At 41.5% G+C, this 22,641-nt stretch carries 14 protein-coding genes; 12 read left to right on the top strand and 2 right to left on the bottom strand.

The annotated features are described in order from the left end of the window. Positions 1-233 precede the first annotated feature (233 nt). Both ACYVQ1_RS09980 and ACYVQ1_RS09975 read left to right on the top strand, forming a co-directional pair. On the top strand, positions 234-1,169 hold the full coding sequence (locus ACYVQ1_RS09980; RefSeq protein ID WP_461250558.1) for an IS30 family transposase: 936 nt from the start codon (positions 234-236) through the stop codon (positions 1,167-1,169). Between the two features lie 441 nt (positions 1,170-1,610). Beyond that, positions 1,611-5,519, top strand: a complete 3,909-nt coding sequence (locus tag ACYVQ1_RS09975; protein ID WP_461250557.1) for a GH32 C-terminal domain-containing protein — start codon at positions 1,611-1,613, stop codon at positions 5,517-5,519. A gap of 144 nt (positions 5,520-5,663) precedes the next feature. On the opposite strand, the gene sdaAA is transcribed toward ACYVQ1_RS09975, so the two are convergent. Next, positions 5,664-6,533 (bottom strand): L-serine ammonia-lyase, iron-sulfur-dependent, subunit alpha, encoded by an 870-nt coding sequence (sdaAA, locus tag ACYVQ1_RS09970; RefSeq protein ID WP_461250556.1) that lies wholly within the window; start codon positions 6,531-6,533, stop codon positions 5,664-5,666. Between the two features lie 12 nt (positions 6,534-6,545). Continuing rightward, positions 6,546-7,217: an L-serine ammonia-lyase, iron-sulfur-dependent subunit beta gene (sdaAB, locus tag ACYVQ1_RS09965; protein ID WP_461250555.1), complete on the bottom strand. Its 672-nt coding sequence runs from the start codon at positions 7,215-7,217 to the stop codon at positions 6,546-6,548. Between the two features lie 274 nt (positions 7,218-7,491). Between sdaAB and ACYVQ1_RS09960 the strand changes: the two genes are divergently transcribed. The 10 genes from ACYVQ1_RS09960 (at position 7,492) to smc (ending at position 22,132) form a co-directional block, all read left to right on the top strand. Continuing rightward, on the top strand, positions 7,492-8,187 hold the full coding sequence (locus ACYVQ1_RS09960; RefSeq protein WP_461250554.1) for a YjjG family noncanonical pyrimidine nucleotidase: 696 nt from the start codon (positions 7,492-7,494) through the stop codon (positions 8,185-8,187). A 59-nt stretch (positions 8,188-8,246) separates the two neighbouring features. After that, the gene (uvrC, locus tag ACYVQ1_RS09955) at positions 8,247-10,034 is read left to right on the top strand and encodes an excinuclease ABC subunit UvrC (protein WP_461250553.1); all 1,788 of its coding nucleotides are present in this window, start codon (positions 8,247-8,249) and stop codon (positions 10,032-10,034) included. 88 nt (positions 10,035-10,122) lie between these two features. Next, on the top strand, positions 10,123-11,673 hold the full coding sequence (cls, locus tag ACYVQ1_RS09950; protein WP_461250560.1) for a cardiolipin synthase: 1,551 nt from the start codon (positions 10,123-10,125) through the stop codon (positions 11,671-11,673). Between the two features lie 80 nt (positions 11,674-11,753). After that, positions 11,754-12,266, top strand: coding sequence for a GNAT family N-acetyltransferase (locus ACYVQ1_RS09945; RefSeq protein ID WP_461250552.1), 513 nt, complete (start codon positions 11,754-11,756; stop codon positions 12,264-12,266). A 130-nt stretch (positions 12,267-12,396) separates the two neighbouring features. After that, on the top strand, positions 12,397-13,971 hold the full coding sequence (cls, locus tag ACYVQ1_RS09940; RefSeq protein ID WP_461250559.1) for a cardiolipin synthase: 1,575 nt from the start codon (positions 12,397-12,399) through the stop codon (positions 13,969-13,971). A 69-nt stretch (positions 13,972-14,040) separates the two neighbouring features. Further along, positions 14,041-14,910: a LisH domain-containing protein gene (locus ACYVQ1_RS09935; protein ID WP_461250551.1), complete on the top strand. Its 870-nt coding sequence runs from the start codon at positions 14,041-14,043 to the stop codon at positions 14,908-14,910. 326 nt (positions 14,911-15,236) lie between these two features. Beyond that, complete coding sequence (locus ACYVQ1_RS09930) at positions 15,237-16,313, top strand: aspartate-semialdehyde dehydrogenase (RefSeq protein ID WP_461250550.1); 1,077 nt, start codon at positions 15,237-15,239, stop codon at positions 16,311-16,313. Positions 16,314-16,809: 496 nt separating this feature from the next. Continuing rightward, positions 16,810-17,745, top strand: a complete 936-nt coding sequence (gene dapA, locus ACYVQ1_RS09925) for a 4-hydroxy-tetrahydrodipicolinate synthase (protein WP_013990425.1) — start codon at positions 16,810-16,812, stop codon at positions 17,743-17,745. A gap of 161 nt (positions 17,746-17,906) precedes the next feature. Further along, entirely contained in the window at positions 17,907-18,596 is a 690-nt protein-coding gene (rnc, locus tag ACYVQ1_RS09920) for a ribonuclease III (RefSeq protein WP_461250549.1), read from the top strand. A 2-nt stretch (positions 18,597-18,598) separates the two neighbouring features. Beyond that, positions 18,599-22,132: a chromosome segregation protein SMC gene (gene smc, locus ACYVQ1_RS09915; protein WP_461250548.1), complete on the top strand. Its 3,534-nt coding sequence runs from the start codon at positions 18,599-18,601 to the stop codon at positions 22,130-22,132. Positions 22,133-22,641 lie beyond the last annotated feature (509 nt).

The following is a 22,641-nucleotide window of genomic DNA, read 5'->3' as shown; positions in this document are numbered from 1 at the left end:
CTCATAAGTTCTTCCTAATGATGGTTTGGTCGCTTTTCATTATAGTTCTTATGGGACTTTTTGTGTACATTGAAAAAACTCCATAATCTCTACAGTGGTTTTACCCACTACAGAAATTATAGAGCCAGTTTTTCTTTTTGATAAATTGTAAAATATAGTGCAACAAAAAAACTCATAGCGTTTCATTGGTGTAAACTGTAAGTAACCACACAAACAGAACCCGAGGAAAAACTATGAGCTACTCCCATCTTACCATAACCGACCGAATAAAGATAGAAACTTACTTGGATTTAGGTTTGAAATCTTGCCAAATTGCAAGTAAACTTGGCGTCCATAAGTCTACCATTTCAAGAGAGTTAAGACGATGCCAAAATGGTTATTCCGCCGTCTTAGCACAGGAACAGTACGACCACAGGGCTAGGCAAAAGGTTCGGAAGTCTTGTTTGACACCAAAGTTGAAAAAGAAAATTGAGAAGGGGTTAAAAGCCTCTTGGTCACCTGAACAGATTTGTGGTCGCTATCAACTTGAACAAAAGCCAATGGTAGCTTTTAAAACCATCTATAATTGGCTCTATGCTGGTTTGATTGATCTGGATTTAAGCGTCCTCCGCCGAAAGGGAAAAAGTCGACAGCCCAAAGAAACACGTGGGACATTTAGGATTGGCACGTCGATTGCCAAACGTCTTAAAGAGGTCAGGAATCGTGAGACTTTTGGCCACTGGGAGCTCGATACTGTGGTGTCTTCCAGAGGCAAAAGTAAGGGCTGTTTAGCGAACTTTCTAGAGCGAAAAACTCGTTTTTACTTAGCTTTCAAGATACCAGACAGAACAGCCAAATCCATGTTTTTAGCCATCAAACAACTTTGTAGGCTATTTCCAAAAGAGACTCTTAAAACCTTCACTTCAGACAGGGGAAAAGAGTTTGCCTGCTATCCTCTGGTGGAGAACTTAGGAATTCCCTTTTTCTTTGCGGACGCCTATTCTTCCTGGCAGAGAGGAAGCAATGAAAACGCAAATGGCTTACTAAGAGAATATTTCCCAAAGAAAACAGATTTAGCCGCTATCTCTGAGGAGGCTTTGAACAAAGCCTTATATGATATCAATCACCGACCGCGAAAATGTTTAGCTTACAGAACTGCTTGTGAAGCTCTAGAGGATGAGTTTGACTAAATGTTGCACTTATTCTTGCAATTTATCATTTTTAATCGAAATATGAATCTTTCGGGTGGGTCCTGGATGTGGAGTGCTAGCCTTTTGATTTTACTGGCTGCTTTTGCCTAGCCTTTTGGGATTCTTAGGAATCGCTATTGTAACCATTGGTATTATTGGAAATAGCCTACTAACAGGCTCAGATTTAGCATAAGCAAGAGACTTTCGAATGGCAAATTCGGAAGTTTTTCATTTATATGAAAAACATTACAGAAAAAGATGGCATTTTCAGATTATAGTGATATAATGATATTAAAAGTAAGCGTTTACCGTTTTAATGTAAACCCTAAAGATATTTCCGGAAACTTTGATAGGCTTATTAATAAAGGCGAATGTATTGACTTTGAATTTTCATGAAAACTGAGATAACGTTTAATGTTACTCTAAAGAAGGAGAAGAGTCATGAATGATACTGTTTGTAAAAATTGGTTTATGCGTAAAAGTGGGAAGACATGGGTCTATGGCTGTGCCTTGGTAAGTTTTGCAGGCTTGGCCCTGGCTGGTCCTGTCTATGCGGACCAAGTGGAACAGGCAACTGTGAGCCCAATACCTCAGGAGGTGGTAGCTCAGACTGATCATCAAGTTGCCCCTCAAGTGGAAGTTGCTTCTAGCACGACCAAGGAAGCCCCCCAGGTGGTAGAACCTAGCCCGTCTCTTGTTTCCGAATCTGCTAAAACAGCTCAAGAGAATCTCACTCAGCCTAGTCCTAATCAGCCAAAAGAAGTCCAAACACAGGCTAGTGAGGTTGAAAAAGTGCCTAATCAAACGAAAGAAGCTGATTTGAATCAGACCAGTCAAGAAACGCCAGTTGAAACCAATAGTACAAGTCCTGTTCATGTGACAGAAGATAAAACGGATTTGCCTAATAATGAAGCAGTTACCAATCTTGAGGGAATGACCGCAGATCAAAATGGTCACTGGGAAATGCAGGCTGATGGCATTCATTCAGATGCCAAAGACAAGGGAGACTCTTTCCTTTATTCTCAATCTGAGGGTAAAAATTTTGTTTATTCTACGGATGTGACCTTCAAGGAAGCTGGTGGTGCAGCTGCCCTCATTTTCCGTGGTAACAATGATAGTAGTGACAAAAATATGTACGGTGTCAATGTGGACTCTGGGAACCATAAGGTTAAGTTTTGGCGTTGGGTCAATAATCAGGATATTCAACTTGTAGATGAAAAAGATGTGACACCAACTGCTGATGAAACCTATAATCTTAGAGTAGTTGCGGCTAATCAATGGCTATCTTACTATGTCAATGATGTGCTTGTCGCAAGTACAGGCGATTCTGTTCTTCAAAAAAGTGACAAGGGCCAACCTCAAGTTCTTCCAGAAGGTTATTTTGGACTTCTTAATTGGAATGCCAATGTTATTTTCAAAAACACCCGTTATGTCAATCTTGACGATGAGAGTCTTCCTTTGATTGACAATCTCGTAGTGACTTCAAAGACAGGTTCCGTTGAAAAACAAGCCCAATTCTTCTCCGAAGAACCGCTTCATATTCAATATGTGGGACACAATGCTGAAACAGTAGGCTTTGACATCACTAAGCATAATTCAAATGCTGTCATTAAGGTTGAAGATGCCAAGGGAAATGTTTACACAGATATTTCTCAATTGCCAGTGGCTATCGGTGCCAATTACTTTACTATTAAAAGTAGTGTGACCGATTCGCTTGGCCGTCCTGTGACCTTGACCTACCGCATCAATATCCATCGCAGGCAGAGTGATGATGTCTATTACAACGAGCTTTACCGTGATCAGTATCATTATTCTGTTAAGGATGGCTGGGCTAATGACCCTAATGGCTTGGTCTTCTACAAGGGACGTTATCATCTCTTCTATCAATTTTACGATGACACCAAATGGGGTCCAATGCACTGGGCCCATGCGACTAGCCGAGACTTGCTTCATTGGGATGAAGAGCCAATTGCTTTTTATCCAGATGCAACAGGTCACATGTTCTCAGGCTCTGTCGTGGTTGATAGTACCAATAGCTCAGGCCTCTTCAAATCTCCGGAAGGTGGACTGGTAGCTATTATCACTTCAAACGGTAATGGGCAACGGATTGAAATTGCCTATAGTGAGGACGAGGGTAGAACTTGGCAAAAATATGACAAGGTGGTTGCTGACTGGTCTCAAGATCCTCTTCAAAACCAAGATTTCCGTGACCCTAAGGTCTTTCGCTGGGATAACCAATGGTTTATGGTCCTTGCTGGTGGTCCACTCCGCATTTATTCCTCACCAGATTTGAAGAACTGGCAGGTTGAAACAACCTATAAGGATTTGCATACGGAATGTCCTGACCTCTATCCAATTGTGGCCAATGATGGGGCACTCAAGTGGGTCCTCTCACGTGGTGGTCGTTCTTACAAGGTTGGAGACTTTAAACAAGTGGATGGTAAGTGGGCCTTTGTAGCTGATGAAGTTTACCAAGACCATGATGAAATCATGAATTTTGGTAAGGATTCCTATGCTGCCATGACTTACTATGTTCATGATTTTGGGACAGCTGACCATCCAAACATCCCGCAATTGACTGAAATCAACTGGATGAACACTTGGGAAGATTATTGCAATCTAGTTGCAGATACTGTTGGTCAAAAATTTAATGGTACCTTTAACCTTAACCTTGATCTTGGTTTGGTTAAATCGGGCGACCGTTACCTCTTAACACAAACTCCTGTTAAGGCCTATGAAAGCCTTCGTGATACAGATAATGCTCAGTATTTTGAAAATGTCAGAGTAGCTTCTGACAATGAACTGCTTAAAGATTTCACAGGTGACACTTATGAAGTGGTTTCTCACTTTGTACCAGGTAAGGACACGACAGCGGTTGGATTTAACCTTCGCGTCGGTGATGGTCAAGCTACAAAGGTCGTTTACGATTTAACCAAGGAAACTTTGTCTATTGACCGTAGCCAATCTGGTACAATCCTTTCAGATGCCTTTACTAAGGTGAATAGCCAACAAGTGACTCGCAATGAAGATGGTTCTATTGACTTGCATCTTTATGTGGACCGTGCGAGTGTGGAAGTCTTTGCTAAGGGTAATACGGTGGCAGGTGCTAACCAGATTTTCCCAAGCCCAAGAGCTGTTGGAGCAAGTGTCTTGGTTGAAGGTGGTCCAGCTAAAGCAAACATTACTATTTATCCAATTAAGAGTATTTGGACTGACAAGAAGGTAGTCACTAAGGCCGTTGCCATGAACACCACAGTTGCAGGTGATTTGACCCTCGAAGTTGGTCAAAGTAAGGACTTGCAGGTTTACCTCGCACCGGCTTCTGAAGAGCAAGATGTGACTTGGACAGTTAGTGATCCAAGTTTGGTGTCATATACTGAACATGACAATAAACTTTCTCTCAAAGCTCTTCATAAAGGTCATCTCACTGTTACAGCAACCTCTGTTGAAAATCCTTCATTGACCAAGACTTTTAATATTACCATCACGCTTAACAATTTTGCGACTAATCTCAAAGGCTTAAAAGCTGTCACTGGCAATTGGTATATTGATGACGATACCCTTTACGATAGCAATGTCAGTGCCAATGACTTCTTCATGGCCTATGAAAGTAATGGCTTCAAGCAATTTGACTATGATATCGATGTCAAATACCAACATGGTTTGGTCAACCTTTTTGTAGCTGCGGAACGTGAAGAACCAGGCCGTGCTTACTCTGTCCAATTTGCTGACAATGATACTGTTCGTCTCTTCCGTTTTGGTGGTGAAACCATCGCTGAAGCTCACTTGGATAAGGCAATTAATGATGGTCAGTACCACCATGTTAAGGTTGTGAAAGGCAAGGACACCATGACAGTCTATGTCGATGGCAAGGAAGTGCTCCATCATCAATTTGATGCCGTGGATAATTACTTTAATCAAGCCCATGTAGGTGTCGGTCTTTGGGATGGAGCCGTTGAATTCAAAAACTTCTTCGTTACTGAAAAAATGACAAACACAAGCAGTGACACTACTGAAGAAACGATTAAACCTTCTCCACATCCAGAACCTAGTCCAGAGAAAAATCCGGACAATAAACCAGATGAACCCAAACATCAGCCAGAAGTGTCTCCTGATTCTGAACCAACTGGACAAACCGGTGGCCAAGACAATACAGGTACCCTACCAACCCCATCTCAGGATAATACTGGTAAGCAAGAAGAAAGTAAGACTCCAGTGGAAACACCTAAGACTATTGCTCCAATAGTTGACAATCTCCTAAAAACATTTAACAAATTTAGTCTATCAACCTTCCTTGCAAGTATTGCTAAAGAAACATGGCATTTTTTGACAAAATGGCTATTCAGCTAAGACAGACAAGCTATTTGTTTTATGTAAGCGAAGTGTAAGAGGAAAAAACATAGAAGCATTTTTGCTTCTATGTTTTTTTTGCTTATTAGTAGATGTTTGCCTTTTATAGTTTTGAATTCGTAATTTTCGGATGTTGACGGATTCTTAACCAAAGATTTCTTTTGCTAGTGCTTTTCCTTTTGGAGTTGCTGCTAAGCCACCTTCGGCAGTTTCACGAAAGGCAGTTGGCATAGCTGAACCAACCTGATACATAGCGTCAACAACCTGGTCTACTGGAATGGCAGATGTGATACCTGCCAAAGCCATATCGGCAGCTACTAGGGCAAAGCTTGCGCCCATAGCATTACGTTTGACACAAGGGACTTCGACTAATCCAGCTACGGGGTCGCAAATGAGCCCCAACATATTTTTTAGTACAAAGCAAATGGCTTGGCTAGCTTGGAAAGGTGTTCCACCAGCAGCCATTGTAATAGCCGCTGCAGCCATAGCAGAGGCAGACCCAACTTCGGCTTGGCATCCTCCCTCTGCTCCAGAAATTGAGGCGTTATTGGCGATGACTAGACCAAATGCTCCAGCAGTGAAGAGGAAATCCAGTTGCTGTGATTCGCTCAAGCCTAATTTTTCGATAGCAACCGTGAGAACAGCGGGCAGACAACCAGCTGAACCAGCCGTTGGAGTAGCACAAACTAGTCCCATTTTAGCGTTAGATTCATTGACGGCCATAGCATTTCTTGCAGCCCCTAAGACAGCAGAGTCAGCCAAAGTCCTACCTCTTTTGATGTAGGCATCCAGTTTGGCAGCGTCCCCCCCAGTTAAGCCTGTCGGTGATTTCTCTGGGGACAAACCAGCCTGAACAGAATCTTTCATTACTTCGAGATTTCGTGTCATGAGTTCTAAGATTTCTGAACGGTCACGTCCAGATAGTTCGATTTCTGTGGCAATCATGAGTTCAGCAATATTGCCTTGGTAATCACGGTCAGCTTGTTGAACCAATTCTTCAATAGTGTAAAACATGGAAATCTCCTCTTAACTGAAAAAGTTCACATTATGCAAATTTGGAATTCTTGCGATATCAGCGACAGCTTCATCACACTGGTGAGAGTCAATCTCGATAATCATAATAGCCTTCTCACCTGCATTTTCTCGAGTGACAGTCATCTGAGCGATATTAATACCATAACGAGATAAAATATCAGTCACAAGAGCAATCATTCCTGGAACATCTTGGTGAACAATGATAAGTGTAGGTGTATTCATTTTGAGGTTGACCGCAAAACCATTAAGTTCAGTCACTTGGATATTCCCTCCACCGATGGAAACACCAGTGGCAGAGATGCTTTTTCTAGCATTTTTTAGTGTAATACGAGTAGTGTTGGGATGCGGTGCATTGCTATCTTTGTTGATTTTCCAGTAGACTTTAATGCCTTTTTCGTGTGCAATATCAAGTGCGCGCGGAATATCAGGATCATCAGTTTCCATACCTAAAATACCAGCCACAAGAGCCACATCTGTCCCATGACCCCGATAGGTTTTTGCAAAGGAATTAAAAAGTTGAAATTCTACTTCAGTGGGTGCATCACCAAAGATGGCCGAAACAATTTTTCCGATACGAACAGCTCCTGCAGTATGGCTTGAGGAAGGCCCTACCATGACAGGACCGATGATGTCAAAAACGGATTGAAATTTTAAATTTTTCATAACACACCTCGTCTGATTAATCTTGTATTCCCAGTATACCATGAATTAGTGATATTAGGTGCTTAAGCAAAATTGTATTTTAAAATAAAAAAATATCCTATTTTAAGGTTTCTTTAAGCTTTAACAGATACAATGGTAGTCTATTAAGTAAGCAATACTTATTTTTCATAAATCAGAGAGGACGGCCTGTGGGTCGTCCTTTTGTGTTTCTTTATATATAGCTAGATTATGGTAAAATAAATCCTGATGATTTAACTGTCAGAAAGGATATGTCATGACCTACACCCATTTACTTTTCGACCTCGATCACACTCTCCTAGATTTTGACCGTGCTGAAGATTTGGCCTTAACTTTCCTACTAGAAGAGGCTGGTGTGGCTTCCCAAGAAATCAAGATTTATAAAGGCCACTATATTCCCATGAATCGTGCCATGTGGGAAGACCTCAACCATGGTTTGATTACAAAACCTGAATTACTTCGCACGCGCTTTTCACGTCTCTTTGAGCATTTTGGAAAAGAAGTAGATGGTAGTCACTTAGCTGGCCGTTACCAACATTTTTTGAGTCAACAGGGGCAGGAGTTGCCTCAGGCCCATGCTTTCTTATCAAACGTTAAAGACCGTGGCCACAAGATTTATGCAGCGACTAATGGTGTTAGCTATATCCAACGTGGTCGTCTGCAGGCTTCGAGTATTTTACCTTTCTTCGACGATATTTTCATCTCTGATGAGGTGGGTGCCCACAAACCGTCTACAGACTTTTTTGATAAAATTGCCAATCAGGTCCGTGATTTTCACCCAAGCTCAGCTCTCATGATTGGTGATAGTCTAACTGCTGATATCCAGGGTGGTAATAATGCGGGTATTGATAGTGTCTGGTTCAATCCAAGTAACCTAATCAATGAGACTCCAGCTGTTCCAACCTATCAAGTCAAAAGCTATGAGGAAATCCTGAAGATTTTGTCCAAGTAAAGCTATGATAGCCGTGATTCCGAAGAGCTTTTTAGCTCTTTTTTTGCTACAATGAAAGCATGAACGATCTGATTAAACATAAGTTGGAATTACTCCCAAACAACCCGGGGTGTTATCTCCACAAGGACAAATTCGGCAATATTATCTATGTCGGTAAGGCTAAAAATCTAAAAAATCGTGTCCGTAGCTATTTTCGTGGAAGCCATGATACCAAGACGGAGCTTCTGGTATCTGAGATTGCGGACTTTGAATTTATCGTAACCGAGTCTAATATTGAGGCCCTGCTCTTGGAAATTAATCTTATCCAAGAGAATATGCCTAAATTTAACATTCGCCTCAAGGATGACAAATCTTACCCATTTATCAAGATTACTAAGGAACTCTATCCAAGGCTTTTGATTACTCGCCAGGTTAAGAAAGATGGTGGTCTTTATTTTGGCCCTTACCCAGACTCTGGTGCAGCCAATGAAATCAAGAAGCTTTTGGACCGTATATTTCCCTTTAAGAAATGTAAAAATCCTGCCAACAAGGTCTGTTTCTATTACCATATTGGTCAATGTAATGCCCACACCATCTGTCACACCACCGAGGACTATTGGCAAGGTTTGGTTGAGGATGTCAAGAATTTCCTAAATGGTCATGATGACAAAATCGTCAACCAGCTCAAGGCAAAGATGAAGGACATGTCTGATCAGATGGAGTTTGAGCGTGCGGCGGAGTATCGAGATCTTATTGAGGCGGTGTCGACGCTCAGGACCAAACAAAGGGTTATCCGTCAAGACATGCAGGACCGTGATATTTTCGGTTACTATGTGGACAAGGGCTGGATGTGTGTTCAGGTTTTCTTTGTCCGCCAAGGAAAACTCATCCAGCGTGATGTCAATATGTTCCCATATTACAATGAAGCCGAGGAAGATTTTCTGACCTATATGGGTCAATTTTACCTGGATAGTCGGCATCTCAAGCCTAGGGAAATTTTTATTCCAGGAGACATTGATCAAGAGTCTGTCGAAGCTCTGGTCGGAGATGAAGTCAAGGTTTTTAAACCGCAAAGAGGCGAGAAAAAGCAGTTGGTTAATCTGGCGACGAAAAATGCTCGAGTCAGTTTGACCCAAAAATTTGATCTCCTCGAAAAAGACTTGGCTAAGACTCAAGGAGCTATTGAAAATCTAGGCAAACTTATGGGGATTCCGACACCAGTCCGTATCGAGTCTTTCGATAACTCTAACATCATGGGAACTAGCCCTGTCTCTGCTATGGTTGTCTTTGAAAATGGTAAACCTAATAAAAAAGAGTACCGCAAATATAAGATTAAGACTGTTGAAGGCCCTGACGATTATGCCAGTATGCGTGAGGTCATTCGTCGTCGCTATAGTCGTGTCAAACGAGATGGTTTAACGCCACCAGACCTCATTATCATGGATGGTGGTCAGGGGCAGGTCAATGTCGCCAAGGATGTCCTTCGTAATGAGCTGAATCTATCTATCCCAGTTGCAGGTCTTCAGAAAAATGACAAGCACCAAACCAATGAATTGCTCTTTGGGGATCCTTTGCGCGTCATTGATTTGCCACGTCAATCCGAGGAATTTTTCCTCCTTCACCGTATTCAGGATGAAGTACACCGCTTTGCCATCACCTTCCATCGTCAAGTTCGTAGTAAGAATAGTTTCAGTTCCAAACTTGATGGCGTGGAGGGGTTAGGACCTAAGCGCAAACAAAAACTCCTCAAACACTTCAAGTCTATGACAGCTATCCAAAAAGCTACCGTTGAGGATATGCAAGCCCTTGGCATTCCTGAAAAAGTAGCACAGGCCTTATTAGATAAGTTAAGTGAAGATAACAATTAAAGAAACTTAAATTCATTAAGCCATTTTTTTGTTATAATAAGATTAATTAAAAAGGGAAAGGAGTCCTGCTATCAAAAACGAAGCTAAAATTGAACGTCTTTATGATAGGGGGCGTCGTGGCTTTCTTCGAGGTATCTTTAGTCGTGCTACGATTATCTTCCTTATCATCTTACTGCAGCTTGTTGTTGTAGCTATGTCTTACCTTTGGTTGAGTCAGTATAGAGTGCACCTGCAGGTGACAGAAGTGGTCCTTCGTATTCTAGCCATCATCTATCTCTTCCAAAGTGATATGGAATCAACGGCTGTTAATACTTGGTTGCTGATTGTTTTACCTTTCCCTATTATCGGAACCTTACTCCTAGCCTATACAAAACTAGATTTGGGCTATACAGGGATGAAGCGTGCGATTCAGAGCAATATTGACCGCAGTTGTGGAATATTGAAACAGGATGATAAAGCTCTCGAAGAGCTTAAGCAACGTCACACGAGTAACTACAATTTGGTTCAGTATCTTGAAAATGTTAATGGGCATTTTCCTGTCTATCGTCATAGTAAGACGACCTATTTTCCAAGCGGAGAAGCCAAATTTGAGGAAATGAAGAAACAGCTCCTTAAAGCGGAGAAGTACATTTTCTTGGAATATTTCATCATTGACGAAGGTGAGATGTGGGGTGAAATCCTAGCTATCTTGAAACAGAAGGTTCAAGAAGGGGTGGAAGTACGCGTCATGTATGATGGCATGATTGAATTTTCAACCTTGAGTTTCGACTATAAGAAACGTTTGGAGAGAATTGGCATTCAATCTCGTGTTTTTGCGTCAGTAACGCCTTTCTTGTCGACCTATTACAATTACCGTGACCATAGAAAAATCTTGCTGATTGATGGTAAGGTAGCCTTTACAGGTGGGGTTAATCTAGCTGATGAATATATCAACAAGATTGAGCGTTTTGGCCATTGGAAAGATACTGCACTCATGGTTGAGGGACCAGCGGTTGATACTTTCTTAGTCCTCTTCCTTCAAATGTGGACTTACTCACATGAAACACTGGATGTGACACCATATATGGTTGAGCATGAGACCTTTGATACTCCTGGTTTTGTGGTTCCTTACGGGGATATCCCACTGGATAAGGATAAGGTTGGTGAGAATGTTTATATTGATATTCTTAATCATGCGCGTGATTTTGTTCATATCATGACGCCCTATCTTATTTTAGATGGCGAGTTACTACATGCTTTGAAGTTTGCGGCTGAGCGTGGAGTTGATGTTAGTATCATCATGCCTGGTATTCCTGATAAAAAGTCAGCTTATTACTTAGCTAAGACTTACTACCCAACACTTTTAGCATCTGGTGTTAAAATCTATGAGTACACACCCGGTTTTGTTCACGCCAAGATTTTTGTGAGTGACAATAGTAGGGCTGTTGTAGGAACAATCAACTTGGATTACCGCAGTCTTTATCATCACTTTGAGTGTGCGACTTATCTTTATAGAACGTCATCAGTGGTTTCCATTGAGGAAGATTTCCAAGCGACCAAAGCCAAGTGTCATCGAGTTAGTGTCGCCGAGATTGAAAATCTGCCGTTCCATCAAAAGGCTTTAGGATTATTGACTAGATTAGTTGCTCCGTTGATGTAGTGACAAGACTTGTTAGAAGAGGGTTGAGCCCTCTTTTCTTATAGTTTAAAATAAAGGTAATGAAGTCGAAGGAGAAAATGATGTTAACTATTCGTCCAGCCAAGTTATCCGATGCACCAGCTATTCAGACCATCTATGCACCCTATGTTGAGAAGACGGCCATTACCTTTGAATATGATGTTCCCAGTGTTCAAGAGTTTGAAAAACGCATTAGCAAGACGATTGAAAAATACCCCTATCTAGTAGCAGAAGAGGATGGACAAGTTCTCGGCTATGCTTATGCCTCAACCTATTATGCTCGTACAGCCTATGATTGGACGACAGAATTGTCTATTTATCTTCATGAAGATGCGCGTGGTCGAGGTTTGGGAAGCCAGCTCTATGATGCCCTAGAGGAGGAACTTGAAAAGCGTGGGTACTTGTGTTTCCTAGCCTGCATTGCAGTTCCTAACGGGGCCAGCGTTGCTATGCATGAAAAGCGGGGTTATGTCCAAGTTGCTCATTTTCCAAAAGTTGGCTACAAGTTTGAGCAATGGCACGATATCGTCTGGATGCAAAAAATCTTGGATGGGCCTGTTAGAAAGATACAGTAGGTGCCCCATCAATCTTAAATCGCAATGGCTAATTATCCCTGCCTTTTGCATATGCTAAAATGATACTAATAAAATCACTGGGAGAGACCGAAAAGTTTGTGGTGGTCTCCCATACATGAAAGGATCCTATATGACTCAAGTAACCAGTGCTGGACTGTTACCCCAAAAGCCCTCCAGATGGGCTAAAAGTCTTCTTAATCGCAAGGTACCTATTTTCCTGTTCTTCTTACTGGAATTGGCTTTTCTCGTTTTCTCATATCTCAGTCTACAAGAGCATTTTCCATCCATTATCTTATGGGAACACTTGTTGAGTGTTTTTACCTTCTTTTATTTGCTCAATCGTTCCATGGATTCTCGTTCCAAATTATCCTGGCTGATTATCATTGCTCTTTTTCCAATTTTTGGGACAGCCTTGCTTTACTTTTCACTTGCTGATTTGGGTGTGAGACGGTTGAAGAAACGACTTGAGGATGCTACAGTGCAAGCTTCTAATTATTTAAGCACCGATCCAGAAGTAGCTGATTATTTATCTCATAGTGATCGTCAACTACAGCGTTTAGCTTATTTTCTCGAGCATAGTCCAGCTCAGTTTTCTATCTACAGAGATACCGAGGTGACCTATTTTCCACTTGGAGATGATATGCTTCCGGCCTTGTTAGAGGATTTGAAAAAGGCTGAACAGTATATCTTCATGGAGTATTTCATCATTGATGAAGGCATCATGTGGGGAGAGATATTGGCCATCTTGGAGGATAAAGCTAAGGCAGGACTGGACGTTCGTGTTATGTTTGATGGGATGAATGAGATGAGCACCTTGTCCTACGATTACATCGACAGGCTACACAAGGTTGGGATTAAAGCTCAAACTTTCTCACCACTCAAGCCAATTTTATCGACCTATTACAACTACCGAGACCATCGAAAAATTACAGTGATTGATGGTCAAGTCGCATATACCGGTGGCGTTAATATTGCTGATGAGTATGTCAATAAACGAGAGCGTTTTGGTCATTGGAAGGATACTGCGATTCGATTAGACGGCTCAGCAGTACAAACTCTCAAGGCTCTCTTTTTGACCATGTGGTCAGTGACTGGAGTTAATAATCCAGCTGATATGGAGCGATATCTACAAGAAAAGCCTCAAAGAAGAGAGAGTCAAGGCTTTGTTCTTCCATACGGTAATTCGCCGTTGACTTATCACAAAGTCGCAGAGAATGTTTATCTACATCTTTTAAATACATCCACTAATTATGTTTATATTATGACCCCTTATCTGATTTTGGATGACGAACTCGTAAGAGCCATGACCTTTGCGGCCAGACGAGGAGTAGATGTACGTATCATTATGCCAGGTATCCCTGATAAACAGTATGCCTTTGATATTGCTACGACTTACTTTAAAGCCTTGTTGGATGCTGGTGTCCGTATTTTCCGCTATAGACCAGGTTTTGTCCATGCTAAAGTTTATGTTTCTGATGCCAACCAAGCTGTTGTAGGTACTATTAACACAGACTACCGAAGTCTCTATCAAAATTTTGAAAATGGGATTTATCTCTATAAAAATCTAGAAGTGCTTAAAATTGAACAAGATTTTGAGGAAACCCAAGCTCTCTCAGAAGAAGTCACTTTGGAAAGTTTGTCTAAAATGCCTCTAGTTCATCGTTTGAGTGGTTATCTCTTTTCTTTGATTGGACCTTTAATGTAACTTTATGGATTTCCCCGCTTTTTCTTCCATGGTATAATAAGGCCATTAGATGAATAAGGGGATTTTTTAATGAAAAAAGTAATGACTCTCTTAGGATTGACTTTGGTGTCAGGCCTAATTTTGGCAACAGTACAAGAAATTCAAGCTCAAGAAACGTCTGGTGACATCATTCTTCTACGAAGCCGACGTGGAGGCTCTCGTTCTTCAAATAGGGGTAGTAGAAGTGGATCCAAATCAGGCTTTGGCTCTAGTAAGGGACATCATTCTGATAGTGACTCAGGAAAAGGCTTTAAGTCTGAGGGTGGGTCTAGTAAGAGCTACAAGTCAAGTAGTGACCATGACCATTACGCTGGTTCTAGTAGCTCGCATAGTTTGGGTGCGGACAGCGACTCTAGCTCCAAATCAAGTAGTAGCCAGAGTCATTCAGACAGTCAGTCTTCTGCAAGTAACAGTTCCAACAAGTCAAAAGCTGATACAAATTCAGGCTACACAAAGCCTCAGATGTCTTCTCCTGAACTAAATAACTCTGAACGCTCTAACTTTCAATCGGGTGCGAAAGTTAGTGATGATGAAACACTTAAAAAATATTCAAAGCAAAACGATGATTTTTCGGATGAACAAGCCAAAAGTATTTTTGATAATAATGACGACTATCAAACCCGCGACCGTTATTACCAACAGGATGTCATCCGTAATCCTTGGTTTTGGATGTATATGAGCCGACGCTCTTATCATCGCCATGGAAATTCCTACCATTCAAAAGTCAATAATAATGCTTATACCAAGGGCTATCAGGATGGCTTTGCGGATGCTGAAAAAGACATCGATAATTATGATTCATATTTAAAGGAATCATCTCTTATTGGTAAGTTTACAACAAGTTCAGAGAAAACAGCCTATCTCCGTGGCTACAAAGATGGTCATGATGATGGCAAATAAGGCAGATGGTTAAGATAAGATATCTCTTTGGAATTCATAGCTTGACACTGTCGCCCATTATGCTAGAATAGAAACATGCGATGAGTCGATTGGCTCTTTAGAGCCTTTTGCGCTGAGGAGGTCTACATTAAATTGTAACGCAGGAGCGGACCTTGAGTAGTTGTGTGAACCTGCTACTCTCATCGAAAGATGCCTCTTATCCCTTACCATTTGGTAGGGGATTTTTCTGTTATTCTTGCTCTTTTAACCCTTTTCAACTGGACTTAAACGTAGTATAATAGATTCACTAAACTAAATTGATAGAAAATTCCGAAAGAGGTTTAACTATGGGATACACAGTTGCTGTTGTCGGTGCTACAGGTGCCGTTGGCGCTCAAATGATTAAAATGTTGGAAGAATCAACACTTCCAATCGATAAGATTCGCTACCTTGCGTCTGCACGTTCTGCAGGGAAAGTCTTGCAATTTAAAGGTCAAGACGTGACTATCGAAGAAACGACAGAGGACGCTTTTGAAGGTGTTGATATTGCACTCTTCTCAGCTGGTGGATCTACCTCAGCTAAATATGCACCATACGCCGTTAAAGCAGGTGCAGTAGTTGTTGATAACACATCATTCTTCCGCCAAAATCCAGATGTACCATTGGTTGTACCTGAGGTCAATGCACACGCGCTTGATGCCCACAACGGTATTATCGCCTGCCCTAACTGTTCCACTATTCAAATGATGGTTGCCCTCGAACCAGTTCGCCAAAAATGGGGCTTGGACCGTATTATTGTGTCAACTTATCAAGCTGTTTCAGGTGCTGGTATGGGAGCAATCCTTGAAACACAACGTGAGTTGAAAGAAGTTTTGAATGACGGCGTTAACCCACGTGATGTTAAAGCTGAAATCTTGCCATGTGGTGGTGATAAGAAACACTTCCCAATCGCCTTCAACGCTTTGGCTCAAATCGACGTCTTCACTGAAAATGACTATACTTACGAAGAAATGAAGATGACAAACGAAACTAAGAAAATCATGGAAGACGATAGCATTGCCGTATCAGCAACATGTGTGCGTATTCCAGTCTTGTCAGCTCACTCAGAGTCAGTCTACATTGAAACAAAAGAAGTGGCACCAATTGATGAAGTGAAAGCTGCTATTGCAGCATTCCCAGGTGCTGTCCTTGAAGACGACGTTGCTAACCAAGTCTACCCACAAGCTGTTAACGCTGTAGGTTCACGTGATACATTCGTTGGACGTATCCGTAAAGATTTGGATGCTGAAAAAGGTATCCACATGTGGGTTGTTTCAGATAACCTCCTTAAAGGTGCCGCTTGGAACTCAGTTCAAATCGCAGAAACACTTCACGAACGTGGACTTGTACGCCCAACATCAGAATTGAAATTTGAATTGAAATAGGGAGCGAAACAGAAATCAGTAACTCGAAGAGTTTGATTTCGTAGTTTCGCCCCCGCACAGTTGATTAGGAAGTACGAATGTTGCAAACATGAGTAGTTCCAATCAACCACTGCGCCATGATTCAGAAATCAGTAACTCGAAGAGTTTGATTTCTCCTTCGCTTTTATAATTTAAGGCTCAGGCTATAAAAGTCCACCGGACTTTTATACTCCTCCCGCACAGTTGATTAGGAAGTACGAATGTTGCAAACATGAGTAGTTCCAATCAACTACTGCGTTATGATTCAGGAATCAGTAAGGATTTAGTATTGTATTTGAATACTAAATTCAAGCTGAATCCTATAAAGCAGAGAGACTTCTCTCTGTTTTTTTGTGTTTTGACTATCATATTGAAACAGTCAGTCCTCCCGTTTTCAGAAAATTGTTAACTTATCTGTCTGTCTGGTCAAAATTATGGTAAAATGGAAAGGATTAGAAAACGGTTGAAGGAGAATATTATGTCAATTGATCAATTAAGAGATGTCAAACTGATTACAGCCCTTATCACACCTTTCCACGAAGATGGCTCTATCAATTACGATGCGCTTCCAGAATTGATTGAGCATCTTTTGGCTCACCATACAGAAGCTCTTCTTTTGGCGGGGACAACAGCTGAAAGTCCAACACTTACTCACGATGAGGAGTTGGAACTCTTTGCGGCTGTTCAGAAAATCGTTAATGGACGTGTGCCATTAATTGCTGGTGTCGGTACCAACGATACACGAGACTCTATCGAGTTTGCCAAAGAAGTTGCCAAATTTGGTGGTTTTGCAGCTGGTCTTGCTATCGTGCCTTACTACAACAAGCCATCACAAGAAGGTATGTACCAACACTTCAAAGCTATTGCGGACGCTTCTGATTTGCCAATTATCATCTACAACATCCCGGGTCGTGTGGTTGTTGAAATGGCTCCTGATACCATGCTTCGTTTGGCTGAACATCCAAATATTATCGGGGTTAAAGAATGTACCAGCCTTGCTAATATGGCCTATCTTATCGAACATAAACCAGAAGATTTCTTGGTTTATACCGGTGAAGATGGGGATGCCTTCCACGCTATGAACCTTGGAGCTAACGGTGTTATCTCAGTAGCCTCTCATACAAATGGTGATGAGATGCACGCCATGCTTGAAGCTATTGAAAATAGTGACCTCAAGACAGCAGCAGCTATCCAACGTAAATTTATTCCTAAAGTTAACGCTCTCTTCTCAGTACCAAGTCCTGCACCTGTCAAGGCTGTTCTCAACCATCTTGGTTTCGAAGTTGGACCACTTCGTTTGCCATTGGTTGCATGTACTTCAGAAGAAGCTAAACGTATCATAAAGGTTGTCCTTGAAGAAGATGTCGAAGCAACACGTGAGACAGTTACAGGTGTTGTTCGTCCAGATTATTAAGAAAATGAAGTTGAGCAGATTCAGATTGCTCAGCTTTTTTAGTTGAATAGGTTAAATCTCACAAAATCAGCAGATTAGGTTCTAAAAGCAGTTTTCTATCTTGAAAATCAGCTTTTTTTGATATAATTATAATTAGTGTGCTTAAAAAGAAAGGAAGTTTCATGAATCAACTTGAACAAAAACTTGAGCAGGATTTTGGTATTGTTTTTAGCCAAAAAGACCTCTTAGAAACAGCATTTACCCATACCTCATATGCCAATGAGCACCGCCTCCTAAACATTTCACATAATGAACGTTTGGAATTTTTAGGAGACGCGGCTCTGCAATTAGTCATTTCCGTTTATCTTTACAATAGCTACCCTAACAAGCCAGAGGGGGAAATGTCTAAGATGCGTAGTACTATCGTTCGTGAAGAAAGTTTGGCAGGTTTTACTAAGGCTTGCGGATTCGAGCAGTATATTCGTCTTGGTAAAGGGGAAGAAAAATCCGGTGGACGTGAACGTGCCACTATCCTAGGTGACCTCTGGGAGGCCTTCCTCGGTGCCCTTTATCTGGATCAAGGCTTGCCTGCTGTTGAGAAATTCTTGAATCAGGTCATGATTCCTCAGGTTGAAAAGGGAAACTTTGACCGCGTCACGGACTATAAGACAGCCTTGCAAGAGCGTCTTCAGGTCAATGGTACGGTTGATATTACTTATACTGTTATCGACGAGTCTGGACCAGCTCATGCCAAAGAATTTACTATGCAGGTAGCTGTTGATGGTAAGGAACTCAGCACAGGTCTTGGAAAATCTAAGAAATTAGCTGAACAGGCAGCGGCAAAGGCTGCCCTTGAACAACTAGGAAATTAAGCATGTATTTGAAATCAATTGAAATGCAGGGCTTTAAATCCTTTGCGGATAAGACGCAAGTCATCTTTGACAAGGGAGTAACAGCCGTTGTAGGTCCAAATGGATCGGGAAAATCAAATATTACAGAGAGTCTGCGCTGGGCACTGGGTGAATCATCTGCCAAGAGCTTGCGTGGGGGCAAGATGCCTGACGTTATTTTTGCAGGAACAGAGGTTCGTAAGGCTCTCAACTATGCGGAAGTAGCGGTCACACTTGATAACAGTGATGGCTTTATCGCGGGTGCTGGTGAAACCATTCGTGTGGAGCGACATATTTACCGAAACGGTGACAATGATTACTTGATTGATGGTCGTAAGGTTCGTCTACGTGATATTCATGACCTCTTCATGGATACAGGTCTCGGCCGTGATTCTTTTTCCATTATTTCTCAAGGTCGTGTTGAGGCAATTTTTAATGCCAAGCCTGAAGAGCGCCGTGCTATTTTCGAAGAAGCCGCAGGTGTTCTCAAATATAAAACACGTAAGAAAGAAACGGAAAGCAAGCTTAATCAAACCCAAGATAATCTTGATCGTTTGGAAGATATCATCTACGAGCTAGATGGTCAGGTTAAACCCCTTAAAAAACAAGCAGCCACAGCCAAACGTTACTTGGAATTAGATGAAGAGCGTAGACAGACACAGCTTAATCTTTTGGTCCACGATATTGAAGTTGGTAAAAAAGATTTGTCCAAAACGCAAGAGGATTTGGCAGAGGTCAAGGACAAATTAACCAGCTATTATGAGGAACGTCATCGTCTAGAGACTGAAAACCAAGAACTTAAGCAAAAACGTCATCAAATTTCAGAACAAATTTCTTCAGACCAACAAACCTTGGTGGATGTCACACGTCTTATTAGCGACTTTGAGCGTCAAATTGATCTTTATACCATGGAGAGTCAGCAGCGTTCAGAGAAAAAAGAAGAAACTGAAGCTCGTCTCAGTGAGCTAGAGCATTTGAAAGCAGAGGCAAGAGCATCCCTTGATAAGGTTAATCAAGGCCAAGTTGAATTGAATGCTGAGTTGGATAGCCTTGCCAAAGAGTTGATTGCTATTCAAAAAGAACTAGAGCAATTTTCTGATGATCCAGATACACTTATTGAACGTTTACGTGAGGACTATGTTGGTCTGATGCAGGAGGAAGCCAAAGTTTCCAACAGTTTGACTCAGGTTACCCACGACATGGACAGTCAGACACAAGCGCTTGAGGCACAAGCTGAAGAATATAAACAAGCTCAAGCGGATTTACTTTCCGCTCAGGAAGTGGCTAGCGAAGCCCAAAAAGCTTATCAAGTAGCCCAAGCGAGTCTTCAAAGCCTCTTAGCTAGCTACAAAGAAAAGGCTCAGGCTTATCAAGCTCTTGATAAGGACTACCAAGAGGCTCAAAAGCAGATGTTTGACCTCATGGATTATCTTAAAAGTAAAGATGCTCGTCGTCAAAGTCTAGAATCTATCCAGAAAAATCATTCTAATTTCTATGCAGGGGTGAAGGCTGTCCTTCAAAATGCTCAATCCATTCAGGGAATTATTGGCGCAGTCAGTGAACACTTAACCTTTGACACGCGTTATCAGACGGCTCTTGAGATTGCTATGGGAGCTAGCGGGCAAAACATTATTGTTGAGGACGAAGCGGCTGCTAAGCGTTCGATTGACTACTTGAAACGAAATCGTCAGGGACGTGCGACCTTCTTGCCTTTGACCACTATTAAGCCACGTCAACTTAATGGACAATTTGCTCAAAGTCTTGCCAATGCACCAGGTTTTATAGGTATGGCTTCCGATTTAGTTACCTATGAGGACCGCTTATCTAATATTTTCCAAAACCTCCTAGGGGTGACAGCAATCTTTGATACCATTGACAATGCTAATAAGGCGGCTCGAGCGGTTCGTTTCCAAGTGCGTATGGTTACTCTTGATGGCTCTGAGATTCGTCCAGGTGGTGCCTTTGCTGGTGGTACCAACAAACAAAATAATAGTCTCTTTATCAAGCCTGAACTAGATGCCTTGACTGCTGAAATTAACCAGATTAAGGCTCAATTAAGTGATAGTGAAGCCAAAGTTGAAGCCCTTAAGGTTAAACGTAAGGCTCTACAGAAAGAGCTAGAAGATCTTAAGGTAGATGGTGAGAATGCTCGTCTGCAAGAGCAAAAACTAGGCTTAGAACATCAACAAGCCTTGTCAGATGTAGAGAAAAATCAAGCCTTAGTAGATAGTTTCAAACAGGATTCTCAGGGAACTGAAGGTGCAAATCTGCAAGATAAGGCTGAGCAACTTAAAACTGAGTTAGCGCAAATTGCATCCAAGCGTGAGGCCATTAACGACCGTATTGAGGCCATTAAGGAAGACAAAGATGCTCTTGGTCAACAAAAACAGGTTCTCCTAGACAAGCAATCTGAACTTCAGTTGAAGGAACGTGACTTGCAGGCAGAATTGCGTTTTGCGAAGACAGAAAGCAATCGTCTTCAAGCTGACTTATCTGAGTTAATGAAAGAATCGGATAGTCTTAAGGCGCTCCTTAACAACCAGGTTGATGAAGACCAAACTGACCGCCTTCCCCATCTGCAAGCGCAGCATAAAGAGGCTGTTCAACGTAAAGACGATTTGGAACAAGCTCTTGTCCGTGCCAAGATTCAGGTGCAAGATTACGAAGGTCAGTTGGAGGATTTGGAGGAACGTTTGGCAAAAGCTGGCAATCGTAACGAGGATTTGATTCGTCAACAGACTCGCTTGGAAGAACGTGAAAGTCAGATTAGTCAATCACTTCGTAAGTTTGCGACTCAGTTGGCTGAAGATTATCAGATGACGCTCGAAGCAGCCAAAGGTCAGGCTAGACCTCTTGACAATGTCGAACAAACCCGCCAGAATCTGCAAGTTCTTGAGCGTTCGATTAAAGCTTTGGGGCCAGTCAATGTGAATGCTATTGCCCAATTTGAAGAGGTTAAGCAACGTCTTGATTTCTTGAACGGCCAAAAGGATGATTTGCTCGAAGCTAAGAGTCTCCTTCTGAATACCATTAATGACATGGATGATGAAGTGAAATCACGCTTTAAAACAACCTTTGAGGCTATCCGAGAAAGCTTTAAACAGACCTTTACCCAGATGTTTGGTGGAGGTTCAGCTGACTTGATTTTGACCTCTGACAATCTCCTAGAGGCTGGAGTAGAAATTTCAGTTCAGCCACCAGGTAAGAAAATTCAATCACTTAACCTTATGTCTGGTGGTGAGAAGGCCTTGTCAGCTCTGGCCCTTCTCTTTGCCATCATTCGTGTTAAGACTATTCCATTTGTTATCCTAGACGAAGTAGAAGCGGCTTTGGATGAAGCCAATGTTAAACGCTTCGGTGACTACCTTAATCGTTTTGACAAGTCAAGTCAATTTATCGTAGTTACCCACCGTAAGGGAACTATGTCTGCAGCAGACTCTATTTATGGAGTAACCATGCAGGAATCAGGTGTCTCGAAAATCGTTTCAGTCAAACTGAAAGACCTTGATTTAGACTAAAAATAGATTATATTTTCATGAAAGATAGTTGATAGCTTTATCACTATCTTTTTTCAAAGTCTCAAAAAATTTGTAAAGACTTTCAGAAAAAATAAAGTTTGCGCTTTCAAAATTACGCAATCGATTGCGTAAAATGGGATAACAAAGACTATGATTAGGATTTTAGGTTTTATGAGAAAGAGGACGACTTGTCATTTCCCACTGACATGTTACAATATTTAAGGAAATGTCATATGGGGATATGGTGTTTTTTGAAGTTAGTTATAGTGTATGTGTTAAGATACGATTTTCTGGACACATTTTAGGCTTCGAGTAAACAAGTCTAAGAAGTCTTCTTTCGAGCGAAAAATCCAGGCTGGGAAACCTGGATTTTTCTTTGTCTTTTTCTACCATTTGTCAAGCATGTCAAGGCATTTGATAAAAAATAGATCGAATTCCATAGTCAAACTAAGGAATTTGTCTATTTTTGAACTAAGGTTCAGTGTAAAAAGTGTACGCAAAAACAACGC

The sequence above is a fragment of the Streptococcus parasalivarius genome, assembly GCF_054785155.1.
This window is presented reverse-complemented; position numbering and strand designations above follow the sequence as displayed.

What these genes read in the sequence shown, in the direction of transcription:
- ACYVQ1_RS09980 (WP_461250558.1), top strand. Translation starts at nt 234, where the DNA reads ATGAGCTACTCCCATCTTACCATAACCGACCGAATAAAGATAGAAACT.
- ACYVQ1_RS09975 (WP_461250557.1), top strand. Translation starts at nt 1,611, where the DNA reads ATGAATGATACTGTTTGTAAAAATTGGTTTATGCGTAAAAGTGGGAAG.
- sdaAA (WP_461250556.1), bottom strand. Translation starts at nt 6,533, where the DNA reads ATGTTTTACACTATTGAAGAATTGGTTCAACAAGCTGACCGTGATTAC.
- sdaAB (WP_461250555.1), bottom strand. Translation starts at nt 7,217, where the DNA reads ATGAAAAATTTAAAATTTCAATCCGTTTTTGACATCATCGGTCCTGTC.
- ACYVQ1_RS09960 (WP_461250554.1), top strand. Translation starts at nt 7,492, where the DNA reads ATGACCTACACCCATTTACTTTTCGACCTCGATCACACTCTCCTAGAT.
- uvrC (WP_461250553.1), top strand. Translation starts at nt 8,247, where the DNA reads ATGAACGATCTGATTAAACATAAGTTGGAATTACTCCCAAACAACCCG.
- ACYVQ1_RS09945 (WP_461250552.1), top strand. Translation starts at nt 11,754, where the DNA reads ATGTTAACTATTCGTCCAGCCAAGTTATCCGATGCACCAGCTATTCAG.
- cls (WP_461250559.1), top strand. Translation starts at nt 12,397, where the DNA reads ATGACTCAAGTAACCAGTGCTGGACTGTTACCCCAAAAGCCCTCCAGA.
- ACYVQ1_RS09935 (WP_461250551.1), top strand. Translation starts at nt 14,041, where the DNA reads ATGAAAAAAGTAATGACTCTCTTAGGATTGACTTTGGTGTCAGGCCTA.
- ACYVQ1_RS09930 (WP_461250550.1), top strand. Translation starts at nt 15,237, where the DNA reads ATGGGATACACAGTTGCTGTTGTCGGTGCTACAGGTGCCGTTGGCGCT.
- dapA (WP_013990425.1), top strand. Translation starts at nt 16,810, where the DNA reads ATGTCAATTGATCAATTAAGAGATGTCAAACTGATTACAGCCCTTATC.
- rnc (WP_461250549.1), top strand. Translation starts at nt 17,907, where the DNA reads ATGAATCAACTTGAACAAAAACTTGAGCAGGATTTTGGTATTGTTTTT.
- smc (WP_461250548.1), top strand. Translation starts at nt 18,599, where the DNA reads ATGTATTTGAAATCAATTGAAATGCAGGGCTTTAAATCCTTTGCGGAT.